General features: G+C 68.1%; 14 protein-coding genes and 2 pseudogenes. 10 read left to right on the top strand and 6 right to left on the bottom strand.

All coding sequences use genetic code 11. From position 1 onward, the window contains the following. Nucleotides 1-435 precede the first annotated feature (435 nt). Nucleotides 436-4,848: a hypothetical protein gene (locus ACZ4UV_RS45365; protein ID WP_467846840.1), complete on the top strand. Its 4,413-nt coding sequence runs from the start codon at nucleotides 436-438 to the stop codon at nucleotides 4,846-4,848. An 8-nt stretch (nucleotides 4,849-4,856) separates the two neighbouring features. On the opposite strand, the gene ACZ4UV_RS45360 is transcribed toward ACZ4UV_RS45365, so the two are convergent. The 3 genes from ACZ4UV_RS45360 to ACZ4UV_RS45350 all read right to left on the bottom strand — a co-directional run bounded on the left by ACZ4UV_RS45360 (nucleotide 4,857) and on the right by ACZ4UV_RS45350 (nucleotide 6,653). Then, nucleotides 4,857-5,297: a hypothetical protein gene (locus tag ACZ4UV_RS45360; RefSeq protein ID WP_467846837.1), complete on the bottom strand. Its 441-nt coding sequence runs from the start codon at nucleotides 5,295-5,297 to the stop codon at nucleotides 4,857-4,859. A 135-nt stretch (nucleotides 5,298-5,432) separates the two neighbouring features. Then, the gene (locus ACZ4UV_RS45355; RefSeq protein ID WP_099504217.1) at nucleotides 5,433-5,507 is read right to left on the bottom strand and encodes a 50S ribosomal protein bL37; all 75 of its coding nucleotides are present in this window, start codon (nucleotides 5,505-5,507) and stop codon (nucleotides 5,433-5,435) included. A gap of 810 nt (nucleotides 5,508-6,317) precedes the next feature. Next, nucleotides 6,318-6,653: a hypothetical protein gene (locus ACZ4UV_RS45350; protein ID WP_467846834.1), complete on the bottom strand. Its 336-nt coding sequence runs from the start codon at nucleotides 6,651-6,653 to the stop codon at nucleotides 6,318-6,320. Nucleotides 6,654-7,316: 663 nt separating this feature from the next. Here ACZ4UV_RS45350 and ACZ4UV_RS45345 point away from each other — a divergent pair. Together ACZ4UV_RS45345 and ACZ4UV_RS45340 are read left to right on the top strand one after the other, a co-directional pair. Next, nucleotides 7,317-7,838, top strand: a complete 522-nt coding sequence (locus ACZ4UV_RS45345) for a helix-turn-helix domain-containing protein (protein ID WP_467846831.1) — start codon at nucleotides 7,317-7,319, stop codon at nucleotides 7,836-7,838. 91 nt (nucleotides 7,839-7,929) lie between these two features. After that, a complete protein-coding gene (locus ACZ4UV_RS45340) occupies nucleotides 7,930-9,057 on the top strand; it encodes a tyrosine-type recombinase/integrase (protein WP_467846827.1) in 1,128 nt (375 codons plus the stop codon). Nucleotides 9,058-9,405: 348 nt separating this feature from the next. On the opposite strand, the gene ACZ4UV_RS45335 is transcribed toward ACZ4UV_RS45340, so the two are convergent. Next, nucleotides 9,406-10,533, bottom strand: a complete 1,128-nt coding sequence (locus tag ACZ4UV_RS45335) for a tyrosine-type recombinase/integrase (RefSeq protein WP_467847444.1) — start codon at nucleotides 10,531-10,533, stop codon at nucleotides 9,406-9,408. Between the two features lie 114 nt (nucleotides 10,534-10,647). On the opposite strand from ACZ4UV_RS45335, the pseudogene ACZ4UV_RS45330 reads away from it, so the two are divergent. Together ACZ4UV_RS45330 and ACZ4UV_RS45325 are read left to right on the top strand one after the other, a co-directional pair. Further along, a pseudogene (locus ACZ4UV_RS45330) lies at nucleotides 10,648-10,818 on the top strand (pirin family protein); the annotation flags it as partial. A gap of 619 nt (nucleotides 10,819-11,437) precedes the next feature. Beyond that, nucleotides 11,438-11,548 (top strand): annotated as a pseudogene (locus ACZ4UV_RS45325) (3-hydroxyacyl-CoA dehydrogenase family protein); the annotation flags it as partial. Between the two features lie 651 nt (nucleotides 11,549-12,199). Here the strand turns inward: ACZ4UV_RS45325 and ACZ4UV_RS45320 are convergent. After that, nucleotides 12,200-13,240, bottom strand: a complete 1,041-nt coding sequence (locus ACZ4UV_RS45320; RefSeq protein WP_451018251.1) for a helix-turn-helix domain-containing protein — start codon at nucleotides 13,238-13,240, stop codon at nucleotides 12,200-12,202. 198 nt (nucleotides 13,241-13,438) lie between these two features. On the opposite strand from ACZ4UV_RS45320, the gene ACZ4UV_RS45315 reads away from it, so the two are divergent. After that, on the top strand, nucleotides 13,439-13,789 hold the full coding sequence (locus tag ACZ4UV_RS45315) for a peptidoglycan-binding protein (protein ID WP_467846822.1): 351 nt from the start codon (nucleotides 13,439-13,441) through the stop codon (nucleotides 13,787-13,789). On the opposite strand, the gene ACZ4UV_RS45310 is transcribed toward ACZ4UV_RS45315, so the two are convergent. Continuing rightward, nucleotides 13,767-14,720 (bottom strand): helix-turn-helix domain-containing protein, encoded by a 954-nt coding sequence (locus ACZ4UV_RS45310; RefSeq protein ID WP_467846815.1) that lies wholly within the window; start codon nucleotides 14,718-14,720, stop codon nucleotides 13,767-13,769. The two genes, ACZ4UV_RS45315 and ACZ4UV_RS45310, sit on opposite strands and share 23 nt — an antisense overlap. A gap of 279 nt (nucleotides 14,721-14,999) precedes the next feature. Between ACZ4UV_RS45310 and ACZ4UV_RS45305 the strand changes: the two genes are divergently transcribed. From ACZ4UV_RS45305 to ACZ4UV_RS45290, 4 genes are all read left to right on the top strand, one after another. Continuing rightward, the gene (locus ACZ4UV_RS45305; RefSeq protein ID WP_451018248.1) at nucleotides 15,000-15,944 is read left to right on the top strand and encodes an AraC family transcriptional regulator; all 945 of its coding nucleotides are present in this window, start codon (nucleotides 15,000-15,002) and stop codon (nucleotides 15,942-15,944) included. 138 nt (nucleotides 15,945-16,082) lie between these two features. Beyond that, complete coding sequence (locus ACZ4UV_RS45300; protein WP_451018247.1) at nucleotides 16,083-20,309, top strand: FtsK/SpoIIIE domain-containing protein; 4,227 nt, start codon at nucleotides 16,083-16,085, stop codon at nucleotides 20,307-20,309. 113 nt (nucleotides 20,310-20,422) lie between these two features. Then, a complete protein-coding gene (locus tag ACZ4UV_RS45295; protein WP_451018246.1) occupies nucleotides 20,423-20,704 on the top strand; it encodes a hypothetical protein in 282 nt (93 codons plus the stop codon). A 49-nt stretch (nucleotides 20,705-20,753) separates the two neighbouring features. Further along, a complete protein-coding gene (locus tag ACZ4UV_RS45290) occupies nucleotides 20,754-22,430 on the top strand; it encodes a protein kinase domain-containing protein (protein ID WP_467846807.1) in 1,677 nt (558 codons plus the stop codon). Nucleotides 22,431-22,497: the final 67 nt, after the last annotated feature.

Here is a 22,497-nt window from a genome sequence, read left to right as displayed (position 1 = left end):
CCGTCAAGGGCCTGTGGGCGCGAGGATGTCGAGCTAATGGTGGCTTTGCAGCTGGTCCGGTCGATGCGGGGCCCTCAGTCCGAGCGTCAATCGAGCGTCACGGCCGAGTGATCTCGTCGCCTCTGTGTTCCAGCCCCACCAACCCGAAGCTGCCGCACAGAAGCCGGTACGTGCGGCCCAGGATCCAGGGGTAGAACCAGCGGTGTCTTCCACCACTTGGTGTTGCCGCGGGCGGCTGGCTCCAAGAGGGACAAGATGCCACCGGAGACCTGCGGAATGCTGGCGGGATGCCCGCCTGCGGGGAGGCACTGCGCCCCCTCCGAATGAGGCCCGTATCGTCCCCTAAATTGCGACGTCCTACGGTTGGCTCCCTTGGCAGTGGGAGCCTTTAGAGTGTGTGGCGGTTTGTGTTGGGGCGGCAAAAGGGGATCCGGGATGGGGTTGCCGGGCGGCGCGGCGGACAAGGTGGGAAACCAGTACGAGGACTGGTGGACCGCCCTGCGCGTGGCGGATCTGCTCACGGGCCAGGCTACCGCGATCCGACTGGAGCCCCCGGGAAGTGCCGGCGAGGGCATCGAGTTCGAGATCGATGAACCGGACGGACCGTGGTGCGAGCAGGCCAAAAACGTGCCCTCTCAGGGAGAGTGGAGCATCACCCGGGTCGGGAAAATCCTCAGAGCAGTCAACGGTCATATCGAAGTGGGCAAGCGGGTCAGGCTGGTGTTGTCGACTGGCTGCCCCAAGCTTGACGACCTGGCCGATCGGGCTCGCGCCGCGCAAACCTTCGACGAGTTCGAGGAAGTCCTGACTCAGAAACAGCCACCCGACTTCGCGTCCGTGATCGGCAACTGGACGATCGGCGAGCACCCTGTCGATCAGCAGACCGGCTGGCAGTACTTGCGACGCGTGCACGTGGAGCATCTGCCCCCCGAGGCGTTGCGGCGCATGGTGTCGACGAAGTACGAGTGCCTCTTCGCCGGAGACACGGAGATGATCGTCAGCAAGCTGGGCAGCTACCTGGGCGACCGGCTCCACCAAAGGATTACGCCGGTTGAAATCCGGGACCATCTGCTTGGTCTGCCCGGTGTGCGCCCTCGTCTGCTACCGGGGGATCCCAGCACTCACCTGGCCCTCGATGCAACTGTCAAGCGATTCGTCCGACGCGTGGCCAAGACCAAACCGGCTTTCGGACTGGCGTCCCAGCCTCAGTTGGCACAGCTGTGTGAGCGGCTGAGTCCTGAGGATGGTCCGCAGATCGTGGTGTGCGAGGGCGGTGCGGGGTCGGGGAAGTCGACCGTGGCCGCCGACGTGGTGGCCCTTATGACGGAGCGGGGCTGGCCGGCAGCAGCTGTCAGCATGGATCGCATGAACGCGACGGTCCAGACGGCCAAGGCACTGGGTCGCCGGATGGACCTCGCAGACTCACCGGGTGTTTTGCTGGCAGCGGTCGCTGACGAGGGGCCTGCCCTGCTGGTCGTCGACCAGCTCGACGCGGTCAGCGCGTACAGCGGCCGCATGTCGGATGCCTACGATGCCGTCGAGGACGTGCTGGAGGAATTGTCGGCTGCCCCGAACGTCAAAGTGCTTCTAGCCGTCCGTACAGTCGACATCTCCAACGATCCAAGGCTGTCAGATCTGGTGTCCGACCAGGGACGTGTAGAGCGGTTCTCGCTCGACATCCTCGGAGAGGACGCAGTACGGGAGGTGCTCACCGCGGCAGGTGATAATCCCGAGCATATGAGTGCCGCCACGCGGCAGCTACTGAGGACGCCTCTGCACCTGTCGGTCTTCAGCCGTTTGTCTCCGGAAGCCCGCGCCCTGCCTTTCCGGACGTTGCAGCAGCTGTACGACCGGTACACCGCCGACATACGCAGGAAGATCGAGCAGCGGCTCGGAGCTCTCGCCTGGCCAGAGATCACCAGCGCGCTAACAGCCCATCTCAGCCAGCATGAAGTGCTCCAAGCGCCGGAGTCCGTCCTTGCCGCCTTCTCCGTGCACCAAGTGGCGGCGATGGAGTCCGAGGCCGTCTTGTTCCGTGACCAGGACAAGATTGGCTTCTTCCACGAGACGTATTTCGACTACCTGTTCGCACTGGCTTTTCTGTCTGACGGCCGCGACGTTCACGAATTCCTGGCATCCTCCGGCCAGTACCTGTTCCGACGGGCACAGACCCGTCAGATCCTGGAACACCTCGCGGGTACCGACCGAGCGCGGTTCCGTACCACCGTCGCCCGGCTACTGGACTCCGCGGACATCCGTCCTCACCTTCATGATGTCGTCATCGGCGTGCTCGGCCAATTGGATGCCCAGCCGGAAGACTGGCAGGCCGTCGAGCCGGTCGCTTTCGGCACGGCGACTTCGTCCGCGAAGGTGCGTGGGCTGCTCTCCCGGCCCCAGTGGTTCGATGCTGCCGACCATGACCAGCGCTGGGAAACCTGGCTCAGCACGGCCGATACCGTCAATGACGTTTTTGGGAGTCTGCTGACCGCCGCCCGTGAAAGACCCAAGCGGGCTGCCGAGCTCGTAGGTCCCTTCATCGCCACGACACCCGAGTGGCAGCGTCGTGTGCAAGCTCTGGTCGAGTGGTCACTCACCCCGGGACTCGTCGACCTGGCCGCGGGTCTTGTCGAGGCCGGTCATCTGGACGAACTGCGTGGACCGATTGCCGTCAACAGCGACTTCTGGTCGGTACTCTACGGTCTCGAAGAGACGGACCCTGTCGGCGCTGCTCGCTTGGTCGGCGCCTACCTGCGCCGCGGTGCCGCACGGGCGCGTGCTTCTGGTTCCGGGGACCCGTTCTCCTCCCAGCACCTGCCTACGCACTCACAGTCCGCGGGCAAGGTGCTCTCGGGGATCGCCGCAGTACAGCCCCAGTCGTACGTGGAAGCGGTCCTGCCCTTCGTCATCGACGTGGCCACCGCCAGCAGCGCCGAGCGCCAGACACCGACAGGTCACTGGGCATACCGCTCTGTAGGGGGCCATGGCGTCGATCAGTCCCTGTTCAACAACCTGGACAGGGCTCTGCGCACACTGCCCACCGCCGCTCCCGAAGCCGTCGAAACCGCCTTGCGGGCCCTGACACTCCCGGCACACGAGAACCCGGAGGAACTTCGCTTTCTCGTGTGCCGCATGTACGCGGTCCTCGGCCGCCCTGACGACGCCATCGAGTGGCTACTCTCCGACGAACGCAACCTACGCCTGGGCTGGAGCGGCAGCCGCCGCTGGGCAACGCGAGAGCTCATAGAGGCCGCTACTCCGCATTGCGGCGAACCGACCTTGAACCATCTGACCGCTGCGCTGCTCGACCACTATCCGTCCTGGGAGCTCCCGCAGAAGGGCCGACCGAGCGGGTGGGGATGGTCCCAGTACGAGCTGCTATCAGCCATCGCAGAGTTCCGCCGGAGTCCCGCAGTCCGCCACCGGCTGGCCCAGTGGGATCGCAAATTCCCCGGTCAACGGCCCACACCACCTGCTGCAACCACGGTGTCCTCCGTCGGCTCCCCCATCAGGCCGGAGGCAGCCCGGCATATGGCCGACGAACATTGGCGCAGAGCCTTCGCGAAGTACGCCAGGTCCGACTACCGCCCCGTCTTCGGCCGTGGCGGCCCTCTTGAACTCGCCGAGGTCCTGCGTGGTTGTGCCGAGGGTGAACCTGACCGGTTCTGCGACCTGGCGCTCACTCTGGACAGTGACGCATCGGCTGTCTACCTCACGGCCATCATCACGAGCGTGGCACCGCACGTCACCGCCACGCGCTGGACGAACCTGGTGGCCCACGCGGACCGCGTTGCCGGCCCTCAGATCACACATGCGGTCTGCAACATCCTGCAATCGATGCCGCAGCTGTTCACGCCTGACTTGGCGACAATCCTCGGCCGCTACACCACCGACTCAGATCCAGATCACGACCCAGCCGGGGCAGGAAGCGGCGATGGTGATGATCTGCTGGCCGCCGGGATGAACTCCAGGCGCGGTCAGGCAGCGACTACGTTGAGCTCACTCGTGGGTCATCACGACCAGCACCGGCATTTCCTCACCGAACGCATCATGTGTCTGGCCGACGACCCTCTCCTAGCGGTCCGAGTTTGCGCGGCCCGAGCGGTGAGCAGTCTCATGGACCATGCACCGGATATCGCGCTGGACGCCGCCGACCGTCTGCTCAATCATCCAAGCGCCGGCATCCACAACGCCACCACCACCCAGCGCTTGCTGATCAAAGCGCTGTTCCACGCCCCCGGCCGCTTCACACCGCACTTGAAGCGCGCGCTGGGCACCCGAGGCACTGCAGCGGAACTCGCAGGTCAGACCTGGGCCGTCGCACTCCTGAACGGATGGCCGACCACCGGCCTACCCGACGACCCGCACGATTTGAGCGTCGAGGCACGAAGGGGTGCCGCTGCCGTCTTCGCCCAGCACCCCGGCGATTCGCCCTTTCTCACCGAATTGTTGAACGACCCAGACGAGGAAACGCGGACCAACGCCTCTCAATCCCTGCGTGACGTCTTCGACTTGCCACCAGAGCAAGCGAACGATCTCATCCATGCGTTCATGGACAGTGCGGCCTTCTCGACCAACTCCGAGCACTTGTCATTCGCTCTTCACCAGCACGCCGGCATACTCCCAACCGTCGCCATCGACGTCTGTGAACGCATCCTCCGCTTCAGCGGCGCCGACATTGGCGACGTCAGAACCCGACGGGCAGCCGAGGGCTACTACCTGGTGTCGGTCGTCCTCAGACTCTACCGCCAGAGCCCTCCACACCTACGGAAACGATGCCTGGACCTCATCGACGCACTCTCTCTGGCAGGCGCCCACAATCTCCTCAGCGCCCTGGACTCCGAACGCTGAAGCTGGCTCTATGCACCAGTCACTGGGCGCACCCAGATGGCCCTCTTGCCCCAGTAGTCGCACACGGCCAGCGCTGTGACCGCTTCGGCCAGCGCCGCGGCGATGAAGGCGACGCCCACGACGCGACCGCCGTACGGCAGGGCGTTGAACGCGTCCGTAGTGCCCACATGAAAGAGGACCGCGGCCGAGACCAGTAGGCCCAGCGCCATCAAGGCGCCGGCGGCACATCTTCGCCATGGACAGTCGGGCCAGGAGGACTTGTCCGCCTCCCAGTCGACCCGGCCGGGGTCGTCGACATCAAGGTCGTCCGGAGGCAGGCCCGCCCGCCGGAGAAGGCGTCTCAGCCCGCGCGCCGACCAGACCGGTCCGATGGTCTCTCCTCGGACGCGCACGGCCCGCAGCCCCCGTGCGTCTGGGGCCTCCACGACGATGAGAGGGCGGTTGCTCACGAAGTCAGGGTGACTCTGTGTCGGAACGACCGACACCTCCCCTGCCCGACAGACCGGTGAAAGCCCAGGTCAGCACCCCCAGTCTTCAAAAGTCGGCCTCGGTCTCGTCGAGTCCGGCCCTCTGCTCAGGTTGGCTCAGGCATTGGGACGCTTGCCGTGATTCGCCTTCTTCTTCTTGCGGCCGCGTCGCTTGTTCCCTCGCTTAGCCATGGCGCATCTCCCTAATCTGGCACTTTCTATGCCTTCGTCAGTCTAAATTCGGCCCGGAGTGTCCGCATCAGCGGCGCTGCGGGCGCGTGCTGCCGGCCGCAGGTCAGAGGCAGCGCATGGCACGGACCATCAAGCACTTTCCAGAGCCCCTGGCCGCGCACTGCGTCATGATCTGTTGATGGATGAGTACGCGCGGCCCGCGGGCCCAGACGTGCCCGCCGCAGAGGGGGTTGTGCGGAACGGAGCGGCACCCATCGCAGCTTTGCCCGTAGGGACACGGGTCAGCGGAGAGGTCATTGGCCGCCCACCCTTCGGCGTCATGGCTCCGTCGTCCTCGCGGTTGACCTGAAGCTGCCGGTATGTGCCCGATACCTCAAGTCGGCGGTGATGGGCGGTTCGTGAAGGGCGACGGATACGCGCACAGGCACGGCTTCCGGTGATCATGGAGTATCGAGTTCGCTGATCACCACAACGGAAGAACGTGCCTACTGCTCCATCGTCACCCATCCCCGCCGAGCTGTCACAACTCGCGGGCTGTGATCGGGCCTACCCCCGACGAGCTACGCGATCTGCTGGCCCGACTGTCTCGCCCGCCCGACCCGCGCCACCGCCGGGCCGCCGTCACCCGCTGTGCACCCGGGCCACCGCGCACGACCGCGACGAGATCCGCTGGCTCAAGGCCGCCACCGTGCCGGGACTGCCGTTCCCGCAAGCCGACCAGGCACTGCAGATCGTCCGACGACGGCGCACCCTGCGCACCAGGAGGGTGTCGATTGAACACGTCTACGCGATCACAAGTCTGACGGTGCATCAGGCGAACGCTGCTTGGTCGCGACGGCACTCGGGGTTCCACTGGGCACCGGGATCGGCCGCACGGACTGGCGGCCGACGATGTGGCTGGTGACCGGGCTGGGCGCGGCCGCCCTCGCCGAACTGGCCGCCCTCCTTCGGCAACTCCCGCAAGCGGCCGCCGCGTTGACCCTCCGGGAGCGGCGGCTGGCACCGCTCGCCGACCGGCGGGTCGTGGGTGCCGCGGCCACCACGTTCCTGATCTTCGTGGCCTTCCAGACGACCCAGCTCACCCCGTTCCACGGCGTAGTGAAGCGCATGCACGAGCACCTTGCGCTTGCGGCGCATCGTCTCCACCGCCGCCTCACCCCCCGTCCAGCTTGCGGCGCAGCGACTCCAACACGTCACGCGCCAGGGCCGGATCATGCAGATCCACCAGAGGACGGGATGCCTTGGCGACCCATTGCAGCACCAGTCGGTCCTGTGCCGGTGCGGGGCGTGGGGCAACCTGGGCGACCGGGCTCGCACCCGCGCTTGGGCGACACCTCCCGGAGAGTGGACGGCGGACACCATCCGCCGTACACGTCGTGCTGGCGCCATCCGTATGGGGGCAGGCACCACGCATCGAATGAACGACCGACTGTCGGCCGTGAGCCGGTGCAGTCCAGCTCGTACATCAGGCCCCCGCCTCCAACTCTTCCCTCGCCCCCGCGAGGGATTACACCAGATGGGCCTCTGCAGGTGCCGGCGGACCGCGTCGGGCTCGTCACCGCCCCTGCGTGGGGTCACAACCTCGGCCCCAGCAGCCGAGCCCGGTGATGCCACGCCTCGCTCCGTGGGACGACTTGGTCGCCAGCCGCGAACACGAGGCCATCTGCAACCACTGGCCAGACCTACTCAGAAGAGACGGCGTACATCCGTCGAGCCGAGACTCGGATCAAAATCCGGACCATACCCGGGCCAGCGGCGCGCTCACCGCCCGGGAAGGCGCTATCTGCGCTGGTCAGCAGCCTGGCAGGCATGTACCACCAGCAGACGAAGAACCTGCAGGCAGGTTTCACGCGCAACGGAATGGATGCCACCAACGCCGCAGGCGAAGGGCGAGGCTTGGATTGGCGATTGGGGTCGAATCGTCAAGCCCCACGCACGAGACGATCGACCGGTTCCCGTCGCCAGCCTTCCGGCGTCGATGCCAGTCATTCCGTGAGCCATAGAGCCTGCAGGCCGTTGACGCCTTCAGCGCCGCGGAATGTAGCACCCCTTCGCCGGTTGGCCAAACCGGCGATCGACCGGACCATTGAACCATCGCAGCTCGGCGTCCAAAGAGAATCTCAGAGCCGACAATCCAGAGGGGACATAAGTATCCAATTCATGACAGCGCAAGAAACCGCCGCTTATCTGAATGTATCCATTTCATGGATATACAAGAAAGCGACCCAAATGGGACTCACCCCTTATAGGTTCGGAGCGGGCCGGAACGCCAAGATCCGATTCAAGCTCTCGGAGGTGGAGGCGTGGACCAGGCAACAACGCATCCCATAGACAAGAGCACAGTTGCGAAAGATTTCCCCGTCATAAATTGCGCACCACAGGAACGGATATCCTCCATTTGCACCGTTCAATGATTCGCGGGATGGGCTCCTTCTTCAAGAAGTGTGAGCACCCCCAGACACAGTGGTCCAAGTGTCCTCACCTATACACCATCCGGTACAGGTCTGCAGCCGGAAGCCAGACGGAAGAGTCTGGTTTCGCAACCCAGGGGAAAGCGGTCCTTCGCCTGACCGAGATCTATAACGGGAAGCAGGCGGCACATCGCTCTCAGCCGAAGTTCGAGCGTATCCAGAAGTACGGGATGATGCGCTTCGAGGAGTACGCTACCGAATGGAAGGCCAGTCAGCGAGACCTGGGCCCGGCTTCCGTACGTCACCTGGATTCCCTGCTCCAGCATCACCTCTTTCCATTGCTCGGCAGCCGGCGCATGAACTCCTTTGACCACAAGGTAGTTGAGGGTTTCATCCAGGAAATGGAGCGCAACGGTACCGGCCTGGCCACCCAGTCCAACGCTTTCGATAAACTGCGCGCAATCCTCCTCGACGCTCACCGACTGGGTCTGTTCAGCGAAAGCCCCTTCAGCGGTGTCAAGGCTCCGCAGTACGACCCGACGCGGGCCGTCATCCCGTCGCCCGAGCAACTCCGAGGCATACGCTCTGCCGGCGATGAGACGTTCACGTTGTTCGTCGACCTGATGAGCGGCTGCGGTCTGCGGAACGGCGAGGCGGCCGCCGTCAACCTCGACAACATCGTGGCCGACGACGTCTACCGAATCAGGGAGCAAGTCAACCAGACCACCGCGGAGTATGGCCCCCTCAAGCACCGTCGACCCAACGACTACCGCGACGTACCCCTGCCAGCGAGAGTCAAGCAGACCATCGAGCGGTACGCCACCAAACACGGAACCGTCGACGGTTACCTACTACGCCACCCCAAGGACCCCACTCGGGCGTTCCCCTACTACGGTCTCAGCAACCAATGGCGGCGTATCAAGGAGAGAAACCAGGACGATGTCCCCCAGGGGATGGTGCTCTATGGACTCCGTCACTTCTTTGCCTCGAACTGCCTCACCCACGGAATCCCCATCACGGACGTGGCGGAGTGGATGGGTCACAAGAACATCGATGTCACCTTCAAGATCTATCGGCACCTGATGCCCGGCTCGATAAGTACAGCCGCCAGGATCCTCGATCTCGACCTCGCCGCCTAAAAGTTGTTGGAGGGGCGCCGGTGGGGCGAACCAGGCAACGATATCTTTGGGGACACAGTTTCACGCAGCAGCGCGAAGCAGACCGAAAGGTCGTTGACTTCAAGCCGTCGGCGAGCTAAAACACCCACAGGCACTTCATCGCATCCTGCGCGTTCGCTGCGCACAGTCCAACGCCTCTACCCCCAGGCCTAGTTCGCCGTCTCGATGGAGTAAAAGCTCAGCCCTTGCTGCTCAAGGATCGGATCAGGCGCTGGTGATTCCCGCTACTGCAGGTGCATATTCAGCGACACCGCGAATCAAATCTGAGTTCTACAGCACGACCGGACACAGCCTGATGCACCCATCCATTCACGCGACGAGGCCGACGTTAAGGATCTGGGCAGCGGAGCTGATCGAACCGGGCATGAGGTGCCGGTAGATCTTGAATGTGACGTCGATGCTCCTGTGCCCCATCCACTCAGCAACGTCTGTGATGGGAATGCCGTTGCTCAGGCAGTTCGACGCGAAGAAGTGGCGGTTCCCGTAGAGGACCATCCCCTCAGGGATGTCCACCGTGCCCGATGCCCTGATCCGGCGCCACTGGTTGTCCATCGCGTAGTGCGGGTACGGCCGACTGCGGTCAGTAGCCTGACGCAGCAAGTAACCGTCGACCGTTCCGTACGTCTCGGCGTACCACTCGATCGCATTCTTGACCCGCGCCGGGAGGGGAACATCGCGGTACTCCCCCGGCTTCCGGTGCTTGAGCGGCCCATACTGCCGGGTGGACATGACGACTTGCTCACTGACCCGGTACACGTCATCCGCCACGATGTTCCTGAGGTTCACGGCGGCCGCCTCGCCGTTCCGCAGGCCGCAGCCGCTCATCAAGTCGACGATCAGCATGAATGCGTCGTCGCCGGCAGTACGTATGCCACGCAGTTGGCCCGGGGACGGGATCACCGCCTTCGCGGGGTCGTACTGCGGCGCCTTGACCCCAGCAACGGGGTTGTCCGGAAAGAGGCCCAGTCGGTGGGCGTCGAGAAGGATCGCCCGCACCTTGTCGAAGGCATTGGACTGAGTGGCCAAGCCGGCGCCGTTGCGTTCCATGGTGCGGATGAAACCGTCAACGACCTTGTGGTCGAAGGAGTTCATCCGTCGGCTACCGAGGGCCGGGTAGATGTGGTGCTCCAGGAGCGAGTCGAGGTGGCGCACCGACGGGACAGCCAGGTGCCGCTGCCCGGCCTTCCACTCCTCGGTGTAATCCGCGAAGCGCATCGACCCATACTTGCGGATGCGCTCCGCCTTGGTGTCCGACCGCCGTGCCGCCTTCTTCTCCTTGTAGACCTCTGTCAAACGCTCGATGGCGTCGTCCTGGCTCGCGAACCCGGACTCCTCTGTCTGACTCCCGGTCGCCGACTGGTACCGGATCTTGTATGGATGAGGGCACTTCGCCCACCGAGACTGCGGATGCCCGCACTCCTTGAAGAACGACCCCATGCCCCTGGGCAAGGAACTCTGCGCCATGCCGAACGACTCCCCACGACCGATGCTGACCTATTGCTGACCAGCAGGGGGCTCGATCCCCGCTGACCAGCAGGAACAGCGATGGGGCTCGATATGTGGTGGAACTTCGTCGGGCGTACCCAGGACGATATCAAACAGGCCCGGGAGGACTGGATGAACGGGTCGAGATTTGGGGAAGTGAAGGGTTACGACGGGGCGCCCCTCCCTGCACCCGAACTGCCGCCGGTGCCGCTAAAACCACGGGGTCGAGTGCGCTGAACAGGTACTTCACAGTCCGTCACGCGTAGCGCCGGGCGAGGCGAAACACACCCCGCCCGGTTCGCGCAGACAGGCGGAGCAAACCCCCTTCACACCGCTGGTTCCACCGCACCTCGAAGTGCAGGTTTCGCCAGCCGTAGTCAGCTTTGATCGGACTGATGCTGACCCAATGCTGACTTTACTGACAGGTAGTCAGCTCTGGAGGGAGTCTTCGCTCCCGCTTCGCGTGCCACACTCACCCCGGCGTTCCCGGACTCGCACCGCAAGTCGCCTACAGACCGCTCCTCCCACGCCGAGCAAAAATCCCCACCCTCTGAGGACCCATACTGACCACACCCCGGTTATGGGGTCTCCACAAACGCCACACACGACAGTCCTGGCTCGTGGCATTGGGCAGCCTGCGCAATTTCGCAACCAACCCCGAATCGTGCGCAGCGTCCACGCACGGCCCGAGCAATGCTTCCCACCCCGCGCGCCCCGCTGCGGCCGATGGCCGGGATGAGCCGGCGCGACATGCCGTGAACCCTGAAGCACCGAGACTTGGCCGTCCCTACTGAAACACACTGGCATTCGCCCCAAAATGCGCACCCTCAGCAGACCGATCACCTCAGACGTCGGCATGTACGCCGAGTACAAGGAGCCGCTGTACGCCGCTCCCCCGCTGCTCCAGCGCATGGTCGAGGCGGGCCGGCTGGGGCGGAAGACGGGGTCGGGGTTCTACACGTACTAGGGGGTGCGGCGACGCCGCCAAGTGGCGCTGTTCCAGGGCGAGTTGGGCCACGGAACAGCACCCATGGCGGCACTGCCGTGAGTGGCTCTCGCGGCGGCCGCCAGGGCCTCATCCGCGCGTCATCACCCAGCCCATGTGGACTGCACGGGGACACAGCCTGGTGAGATGCGTCAAACAGGCTCTGGCCTGGGGCTTTGTGTCTTTCGAAGCTGTCAGGGCCTTTTCCGCTTACCCAGCGGAAAATCCCTGGAAAGTCCCCGGGACAGAGCTGAAAGTCCCTGAAAAGTCCCTGATTCGGAGCGGCTTGTCGAGCGCTTGCAAGCCCCCGGACGGGTGTCGCGGGGCGACTGGATTCGAACCCGGGACCCGTGCATTACGAGTCCGCGAGCGTTCGTGCTGCGTGGTGCTTGGTCGTGCTGTTTGATGCTGTCCTGCCTGGTCAGAACATGCGCAGATGGTTGACCTGTGTTGGCTCGTGCGAGGTCGTCCTAAGGCGTCCGGCCACCGACTGGCCACCGCCGGGGCCATGAGGCCAGATCATCAGGCTTGTCGGCCTCGGACAGTGCGTCGGTCCACGGCGGGGCACACGGAGCACCGTCGGAGTGAGGGCTGAGGCGTACCCCGATCTGCTTGCCTGGCGCGATCCAGCGCCTACGGCGTTGAGGTGGGTGGGTTCGGGGCCTCAGTGAGGTGTTGGGTGCCACCGGGGTCGGTACAGAACCGCACCCTGGTGGTGAGCAGGGCACAGGCTCGGGCCTCCGAAGGGCTGGGGGCCGCGATCATCGCGCTGAAATTGTCCGTGGCGTAGTGGACCTTGCCCTCGTACTTCCTGCCTGCCGGGCCCACGATCTGGGCGATGTCGCCGGGCTTGGCCCAACTGATGCGGGCCCAGGCGGCCTTGCAGGCGTCGCTGTAGCGTAACTCGATGTAGACCGATCCGCTTTCGGTGAGTGCGGCGGTCCAGGAGTCGCCGCCGCAACCGGCAAGTTTGGGGTTCTTGCCTGTGCAACTGTCGGCGAAGCAGTTCACGTCGAGTTGCCTGGTGGTCGCGATCGCCGGGTCGGACTTGCCGTGCGGGCCGGAACCGCTGCCCGGCACACCGAACAGGACGCCGCCCGTCACCAGGCAGACACCCAGGGCGATGACGGCCCACTTCCGACGGCCTTGAAGGTGCTCGCCGACGGACGGTACCCCGGTTTGCCTCCAGCCAGCGGGAGCACTGTCCGTGGGGGGCGCCGGGGTGGATTGCGTAGCGACGGGCACGGGCTCGTCGGCGCGCGGGGCCGATGGCTCGGCGGCCGTCTTTGCCGACGTCACGGGGGGCATGTCGCCGTCGTCGTGACCGTGCCAGGCGTTGTTCGCCAGTTCCCACAGCGCCAGGAGTCGGGTGAAGTCGGCGTCGGCGAGCTTCCCCAAGGAGGTCACAGCATGCTGCGGAGGCAGGGCCTTGCCGTTGAGGTAGCGCTCCCAGGAGGACTTGCTGCAGAGCGTGCGCTCGGCGAGACGGGCCAGGCTGAGCCCGGAGCTGTCTTTCAATGTCCGTAACTCGACAGCCAGGCGCCCGATGTCGGACGCAAGACCGTCCGGCAACGGCTTCCACTCCGTCACGCCTGCCCCCGAGCCGCTGTTGCGAAGCTTCGCTCTACCTGTCTCACCGTAGCGACTTCGGACAGTCCAGAGCGTGACGGACAATCAATTCACGCCAACGGCACTCCTAGCAGGGCGGGTCGGCGCTATGACAGTCCCATGAGCGGTAGGGCCGCGGTGCGTACCGCGCTGTGTGTGCTGCTAATAGCGGCAGCGTGCTCCGGGAGCGGCCTGGCGCGGAGTCGGCTCGGCTCCCGCGACGACGTGCTCTTAGCCGACGGTTTGCGAGCTTCCCCGCAACTGGTGGTCGGGCGCACGCCGCGCAGCGACGTCGTCGGCCTGTGGCAGAGCGTCCTGTGGGCCGACGGCTACGTCTCCCAGTCCGGCGTCACCTGCACCTACGACCAGGCCGCGGCCGGTGTCACCCGGGTCTGGCAGAGCAACCACCAACTGTCGGCGGACGGAATCGTCGGGTCTGCCACGTGGGGTGCAGTGTTGGAGCGCCTGGTCGCTGTGGGCCGGTGGACGGTCTACCAGGGCGAGCGCTACGACCTGCCTCTGCGGGTGGACCAGGACGGCTGTTACGAGGTCTACGACGAAGGGACATTCCACCAACTGCGCACCAGGAGTGTCACCCTGGCTCTCTGCCGGTGACAGAGTCGAGCCAACTGTCGTAGCGTCCGACACCGAGTTGGTGACCGTCGACGAGGACGGTGGCCCGCACCGCGCCGGGCCCGCTGCCCACCATCGCCGTGTACGCCCTTCCCGGGCCGGCCACCTCCAGGCCGCCGCCGTTCACTGTGACCTCCAAGTCCGTCGACCCCTCGGGTGTTTCCATCTCCGCCCAGCTTGCCAGGCAGGCCGGGCTATACCACAGGGCCAGCACGTGGCCGTAGGCGGTCAGACGGTTCACGACCACGCGGTCACGGTCGCATCGTTCCCTGTACGGGTCCAGGCCCCGGCAGCCGGCCGACCGGCACGCCGCGGCCTGCTGGTCCGTACCGGATGCGAGCGCCCACGGCCAGGCCGGAGCTCCGGAGGGAGCGCCCTGCGGGGGTCGGCCGGCGCCCGACCAAGACCAGGGGCGGAAGAAGAGAAGGCCGACCAGCAGGGCGCAGCTCGCGGCCGCCACCGCCACCACCGCGGCAGCACTCCACCCGTATCTCCCGGGGATGATCCACCGGGGCGCGCCCGCAGTCGGCGCGGACCCGGCGGTCGCCTCTCCGGGCGCCTCCGCACGCTCAGCCGGTCCCTGCGGGGCCTGTTGCCGTGCGTCGGCCGCATCGTCGCGCGGATCGGCTCCACCAGTCCGGCTCGCCGGGGTCCAGGCATGGGCCGCCGACTCCCACCGCACGCGTAACTGCTCCCAGTCGGCCTGCGCCAACCGTCCCAGCCCCTCGACCGCCGGCCAGGGCGGCAGTCTGCGGCCGTTGAGGTACCGCGTCCAGGAACTGCGGCTGTACCCGGTCTTGGAGGCGAGCGTGGCGGTGTTCACCCCGCTCCGGTCCATGTGCCGGCGCATGTCCCTCACCAGCCGGGCCACTTCGATCGGCATGTCCCTCGGCAGCGGTCGCCAGCGCACCACGTCACCTCCTCCCCTACCCAAATATCTCACGGGCGTCCCACGCCGCTACCCAGTCGCCGAGCGTCCCCGCAGCTCAGCGGCTGGATCGTCCCGCGATTGGGGCACTTGTCCGTCGCCGCTTCCCCGCGCCCGCCCGCCCAGCCCACCATCGAGGCCAAAGCTTGGACGGCAACCACAGGTCCGGCCGGGGGCTCAGCTCACCTACTGCCTTTCCCACTCCGACCGCGGTCGCCGCCGCAAGTGCCCAGAGTTCCAGGCATGTTTCGGGGGGAACAGGACATGCACGCATCCGACAGCACGACAACCCGTCACTACGAGCCGGAGGCACCGCGGGCCGACGACAGCGGCTGGCCGGAGCATCACCAGGTGGACTTCGGGCCGGTGCGGCTGTCGCTGTTACGCCCGCCCGGGCTGCCCGCCATGTCGGCTCTGGGCCGTCGGCCGGCCGCCGACGGCCCAGCCACGTGGTACCTGGTCCACGCCGCCTGCGGAGCCCTCGAGGTGCGGGTTGAAGGGACGGTGGTCCGGTTGGAGCCCGGTCACATGGTGCTGGCGGGGCCTTCCGAGAGTGCCGAACTGTCCGCCGTGGGAGGGCGACAGGCCCGAGCGGCGGCCCTGCACCTGCCCGAATCGGCGCTCCCCCTGCCCGGGGAGGTTCTTCGCGTCATGAACGGGCGCCCCGCGCCGACGCGCTCGGGGCCGGCGGCCCTCCTCACGTCCTTCCTCGAAGGACTCGCCGCGCAGGCACCGCTCGTCGAGACGGCGCACACGGCCTGGCTGGGAAATGCGGCGATCAGCCTCACGAACGCGTTCCTCGGCAGCGAGTCCGGCTCGCCGCCGAGCGGCACGGCTGCGTCGCACCCTCCTGGACCGGCTACCTCGCGGACGAACGCGCTGGTGACGGAGATCAAGAGATACATCGAACGCCGCCTGGCGGACCCGGATCTGTCGCCCCCCTCCATCGCGCGCGCCCACCACATCTCGCTGAGGTACCTGCACCACGTGTTCCAGCAGGAGCAACGGCACACCGTGGGCGGGTTCCTGCGCGAACGCCGTCTGGAGCACTGCCGCAGGGATCTGGCCGAGCCGTCGCTGTCCGGACGGAGCGTGTGCGAGATCGGATCGCGGTGGGGGTTCCGGGACCCCGCGGTGTTCAACAGGACCTTCAAGTCCGCTTACGGTGTGACGCCCGGCGCCTACCGCAGACTGCGGCTTCGCGGCTGACCTCATCGCTGACCACGAGTCACGCGTCATCTGCGCTGCGCGTCAAGTGCCTTGCACGCGTGGTCGATGACCGGTCCGCCCCGGTGCGCAAGACTCGCCGCGCCCGTCGTATCCGGACCGAGTGGGAGGCAGCGCGCCGTGCGGATCGTCTGTGCCGAGGGTGATCGCGAGCGGGAGCTCGAGCTGCGGCTCGGGCGGCCCGACGCCTTGGTGGAAGACCTGATGGCGGCTGTGGGCCTGCCCGGCGGTGGGGTTGACATCGACGGCCGTGTGGTGCCCCCGCAGACAGTGCTGAGCGAGTCCGGTCTAGTCCACGGATCGAGGGTGAGCCCCTCCGGAGGCCATACCCCGGCCCTGTTCAAACCCGTTGCCGTCCTGCGGCTGGTGGGCGGTCTGGAGGCGGGCTGCGGTGTCGCGCTGGCCATGGGCCGGACCGTCGTCGGGCGGGGCGCCGAGGCGGACGTACGCGTCGTCGCCACCGGGGTGTCCCGTCTGCACAGCGCGTTCGACGTCCTGCCGGACGGGCAGGTGACGGTCACCGACCTCGGCTCCGTCAACGGCACGGACGTCAACGGCATCCGTATCCACCACGCGGTACGCGTCGCCCCCGACGACCTGGTGTCGCTCGGTGGCGAGGTCCTGGTCCGGGTGCTGCCGCCCGATCAGCTCGGCCCCGTGCAGCGCGTCCACCCCGTCCGTGAGGCAGGGCCCGGCGGCACGCTGCCGTTCAACCGGGCACCACGCGTGGGCCGTTCGGGTGAGGAGTCCCCCGTCGTCGTGCCGGCGCCGCCCCCGAACACGCACAAGGCGCCCTTCAGCCTCTCCAGCATGCTCGCCCCGCTGGCCCTCGCCGGTGCGACCGTCGCCCTCACCGGTGACATGCGCTACGCGGTCCTCGCGGCCCTGACCCCGCTGATGTTCGTGGGGAACTTCATCGAGGAGCGGATACGCGGCAGGTCGGGACTGCGCCGCGGGATGCGCGAATACGCCGTCCGGCTGGCGGAGTTCGAGCTCACGGTGGCCGATCGGCACGCCGCCGCGGTCCGGGAGCGCCGCGAGGCCCACCCCGACCCGGCAGAAGTCGCCTACCGGGCCGCCGCCCCGGGGGTGCGGCTGTGGGAACGGCGCCCCGGCGCCGAGGACTTCCTGAGGGTGGTGGCCGGCACCGCCGACCTGCCCTGGTCGCCGCGGCTGGCGGGCTCCGACCCGCAGCCGGCGCCGGAACCGGCCGCCATACTGGGCGCGCGGTCCACCACCTCGCAGGTGCCGGTCGTGGTCGGAGTCTCGGCCGGCGAGGCGGTGGGGTTCGAGGGGAACCGCAAGGCGTGCCTGGCCGTCGCGAGGTCCCTGCTGTGCCAGGCCGTAGTGGACAGCGGACCGGCGGACGTGACGGTCGCCGTGTTCACCGACCCCGACCGGCTCACCGACTGGGACTGGACGAAGTGGCTGCCCCACGGCGCCGATGCACGGTCCGGGACGGCCCGCCTGGTGGCCGTCGGCCCCGAAGAGACCGACGCGCTGGCACGGCAGTTACTCGCGGCCGCGCCCGGCGCGGAAGCTGGCGGTGCGGCGCGTGGCACCCAGGACACGGGCGGTGCCGTGCTCCTGGTGGTCGTGGACGGTGCCACGCTGCTGGAGGGTCGCCCCAACCGGCTGCGGGACCTGCTCGCGGGCGGCTCCCCACGCTGCGGCGGGCTGGTGCTGACGCAGCGGCTGCCCGCGCTGTGCACCAGCGTGATCACCGCCTCGGCCGAGGGTACGGGCCGGGTACGCGACGTGGCCTCCGGGGAGGTCGTCGGGAAGGTCCTGCTCAACGGAGTGCCGCAGGCCGAGGCGCGGGCGACGGCCAGGGCGCTGGCCCGCTTCGAGGACCCGGAGTTGGGGGTCGAGGGCGCGGGGTTGCCCGACCGGATCTCGCTGCTCCCCCTCCTGGACCTGGTCGAGGCGCGCGGCGCCGAGGTGGCCGAGCAATGGCGAAAACGCGCCCCCGGGCTGCGGGTCCAGGCGGTTCTCGGGGTCACCGAGCGAGAGGTGTTCACCGTCGATCTCGACGACGACGGACCGCACGCCCTCATCGCCGGGACCACCGGTTCCGGCAAGAGCGAGCTGCTGCGCACGCTCATCGCGAGCATGGCCGTCGACGCCGACCCCGAGCACCTGACCTTCGCCCTGGTGGACTACAAGGGCGGCGGCGCGCTGGACGAGTGCGCCGCCCTTCCGCACACCGTCGGCCTGGTCACCGACCTTGACGAGCAGCTCAGCGAACGGGCGTTGCGCTGCCTCGAGGCCGAGATCCACCACCGCGAGCGCCTGTTGCGGGGGGCGGGTCTGAGCCATGTGCGCGACTATCAGCGGCTGCGGGACGGCGGGCGGGCGGAACTGGAGCCGATGCCCCGGCTGGCCGTGGTCATCGACGAGTTCGCGACCCTGGTCAAGGCCCTGCCGGACTTCGTCGACTCGCTGGTCAGCATCGCCCAGCGCGGCCGTAGCCTCGGCGTCCACCTGATCATGGCCACCCAGCGGCCCACGGGCTCGGTCAGCGACGCCATCAAGAACAACGTCAAACTTCGCATCGCGCTCCGGCTGGAGAGCACCGGCGACTCCCAGGACGTGATCGACAGCCCGGCCGCCGCCGGGATCGGCAGCCGTCAGTGGGGACGCGCCTTCTACCGGCTCAGCGCCCGTGAAGTCCTGCCTGTGCAGACCGCGTTGTCCACCGGCGTCACCTCGCTGCTCCCGACGACCGCCCCGGTGACCGCCGTACCCTTCCTGCTCGGTCTGCCCGCCGTCGGACCGGCCGACCAGGGTGGCGAAGGCGCCACCGACCTGCAACGGCTGGTCGCGGCCGCCCGGGAGGCCGCGGGGCTCGCGGGAATGGCCGAGCCCCGCCGCCCCTGGCCTGACCCGCTGCCCGGCGTCGTACGCCACGGCGAGTTGCCGCCCGTCGCCGAGCGCGGGCTGCAGACGGAGGCCGCCGGCCTGCCCGCGTACGCCCTCGCCGACGACCCCGACCGGCAGCGCCAGTACCCCGTCGGCTGGGACCCGGCGGCCGGCAACCTCGTGATCTACGGCGGTGGCGGCACCGGCACGACCGCCGCCCTCGCCGCGCTCGCCCTGGCCACCGCGGGCTCGGCACCACCCCACCGGTGCCACATCTTCGCTCTCGACCTCGGCGCGGGCGATCTGGCGCCGCTGACCGTGCTCCCGCACACCGGCGCCCACATCGGGCCGGCCGAGCGCGAGCGGCAGGTACGCCTGGTCAGGCTGCTGCGCCGGGAACTCGACCGGCGCAAGTCGAGTGGCGGCGCGGGCCTACCCGACTGGCTCGTGCTGCTGGACAACCTCGGCGCCCTGATCTCGGACTTCGGCAAGGACACCACCGGGATGAACCTGATCGACGAGCTGGCCCGGGTCTACGCCGACGGTCCGGCCGTCGGCATCCGGTTCGCGGTCACTGCGGACCGCTCGGGCTCGGTGCCCGGCGCCTGGGCGGCGCTGACCCAACAGAAGCTGCTGATGCGCCTGGCGGACCCCGCCGAGTACGGCTACTTCGACGTGCCGCGCGGCTCGGTCCCCACCTACGTACCGGGCCGGGCGCTGGTCGCCGCGAACCGTCACGTGATCCAGATCGCCTGGCCGGGTGAGGACATCGCGGCCGCCGCGGCCGCTACCGCCGCCCGCTGGCCCGGAGCCGCCCGCAGCGCTCCCCGCGTCGACCTGCTGCCCACCGAGCTCCCCCTCTCCGGTCTGGCGGCACCCGCCTCGGTGGTCGCCGAGCCCTGGACCATCCCCGTGGGCCTGGACGCCGACACACGGGACCACGCCACGTTGCGGTTGTACGAGCGCGAGCACGCGCTCATCGCGGGACCGCAGCGCACGGGCCGCAGCACCGCCCTGTGCTCCATCGCGCGCCAGGTGATGGCGGCCCCTGCCCCGCCCGCCGTCGTGGCGTTCGCCCCCCGCCGCTCACCGCTGCGTGAGGTGTCCGGGCTGACCGCCCTCGTCACCGACTACGACGGCCTCCGGGACGCCCTGTCCGCGCTGCCCGGCCCGACCCTGCTCCTGGTCGACGACGCCGAAGCGGTGGAGGACGGACCAGGGGTCCTGGAGGGCTGGCTGTCGGCCGCCGCCCCCGGCTGCCACCTCATCGCGGCCGGCCGCGCCGAGGCACTGCGGCGCACCTACGGTCACTGGACCCAGCGCGCCCGTGAAGCCCGCTGCGGCATCCTGCTCGTCCCGGACCACGACCTCGACGGCGACCTCTTGGGTGCCGCCCTCCCCCGCCATGACCGCATGGCCCCCGTACCGGGCCGCGGCTACCTGGTCACCGACGGCACCGCGGCGGGCGTACAGCTCGCGCGCTGACCGGCGTTGCGCGCGCGGCCAAGGGCTGTGCGCTGGGGATCAATGACGCCCGCGGGCACCGGATCCGAGAATTTCGGTAGACCCGACATACCGTTCAGCAAGGAGAGAGCGACATGGCAAGGATCCTTTCCACGGACGCCGCCCACGCGGAAGTCACGAGCATGATGGGTCTCATCACCGGCGAATTCGCGTCGGCCATCGCCAAGTTGAACAAGCACGGCCAGACCCTGAGCGACCCCAACCACTGGGACGGGCCGCTGGCGCAGAGGTTCCGCAACGAAGTGTGGCCCCAGGCGAAGGGGGACCTGGACAAGATGCAGACCTCGCTGCACGACCTCCAGGGCCAGGTGCAGCGCATCCTCAAAGCCATCGACATCGCGGGTGGAACGCACTGAGGATACCCCGACCTCGCAGGGTCGGCAGACGACGCCCGGGAGAGCCCTCATGCCCGACACCGATCCGGTCCCGGCCGGAACCGGACAGCAGCACCCCACCGAAGTGACAGCCGAGGACTGCGCGCTGCTCGGCGCGCAGCCACTGCGCCGCTCGGACCCGCGGGACATCGGCCCGTACCGCGTGCTGGCCCGGCTGGGCGGAGGCGGGATGGGGCGGCTGTTCCTGGCGCGGGACGCGTCCGCGGAGGGGACGTACGCGAGTTCCTCGCTGATCGCGGTCAAGGTCATCCGCTCGGAGTACGCCGAGGACGAACGGTTCCGGCGCCGTTTCGAGCGGGAGATCGAGACCGTACGCCGGGTGCACGGCGCCTACACCGCCGAACTGCTCGGCACCGGGCTCGACCAGGACGAACTCCTGTGGATGGCCAACGCCTACGTGCCCGGCCTCAGCCTGGCCGACGCCGTACTGGGCTACGGGCCCTTGCCCGCACCGGTCGTGTGGCGGCTGGCATACGAGATCGCGCAGGCGCTCACCGCGATCTCCGCCGCCGGCATTGTGCACCGTGACCTGAAACCGTCCAACGTCCTGATGGGGCCTGACGGGACCCGCGTCATCGACTTCGGCGTCGCACACACCGTCGACGCCAGCTCCCTCACCATGACCGGGCAGCAGTTGGGGACGCCGGCCTTCATGTCGCCGGAGCAGGCGAACGGCCACGAGGTCAGCACGGCCTCCGACGTCTTCTCCCTCGGCTCGGTACTCGCCGTCGCCGTCACCGGCTCCGCGCCCTTCGGCGAGGGAATCAGCGGCGACATCATCCACCGGGTCATCTACGCGCCGCCGAGCGACGATGTGCTGACCGCGGTGCGGCAGCGCGACGCGGCCCTCGGCGAGTTGGTCGCCCAATGCCTGGACAAGGACCCGGCGCGGCGGCCGAGCCCGCAGGACGTCGCCGATGTCACGCGGGAGCACACCCGCGGGGAGACGTGGCCGGAGCAGATCGCCGAGGTGATCGACAGCCGGGCCGAGTGGCGAGGAACGGCCGTGGTGGTGCCTCCCATGGACCAGTTGACGGTCCTGCGCCGCACCACACCGGAGCGCACGCCGGAGCAGCCCGGTGCCAAGCGGCGGTGGCCGCTGGCCGTGGCGGTCGTGGCCGCAGCAGCCGCTGCCGTCCTCGGCCTGGGGCAGGGGTCAGGACACGGCGGTGGCGCCGCCAACTCGCGTGCAGGACAGCGCTCTTCGGCCACGGCGACGTCATCGCCCTCGCACACCTCCCTCGGGAAGCCGCGGCACACGGCGACACGGCATCCCACGTCGGCCGCGCCTCCGGCTCAACCGCCGGGCGGCAGCGGCGCCCCACCCGTACAGCCTCCGGCCGCGACCAACACCCCTGCCCCTCCTCAGGATCCGGGCCCCGGCCAACCCACCCACACCACCACGGCCCCCGCGCCGCCGCCCCCCAAGCCGACCCCCGCGCCCGAGCCCTGGAAGTCATGCACGTACTACTCGGGCACCGCCCTCACCGTCTACGGCAACAAGGGCGACCGCGTGAAGGAGGTCCAGTGCATCCTCAGGGCCCGCGGCTACAACATCGGCCCGGCCGGCGTGGACGGGGACTTCGGCGCGGACACCCTCACCGAGGTCAAGCACTTCCAGCGCGTCCACGGCCTCCGCGTCGACGGCCAGGTCGGCGTGAACACCTGGCGCGCCCTGCGGGCGTGAGAGGGCGAGGCCGTCCACCGGCTGTTACCGCACACGACGACTACCGGGCTGTGCCGACGCAAGTGAC

The sequence above is a fragment of the Streptomyces sp. NPDC028289 genome (genome assembly GCF_055565975.1).
Note: the sequence above shows the minus strand (reverse complement) of the source record. Positions and strands in the feature narration are given on the sequence as shown.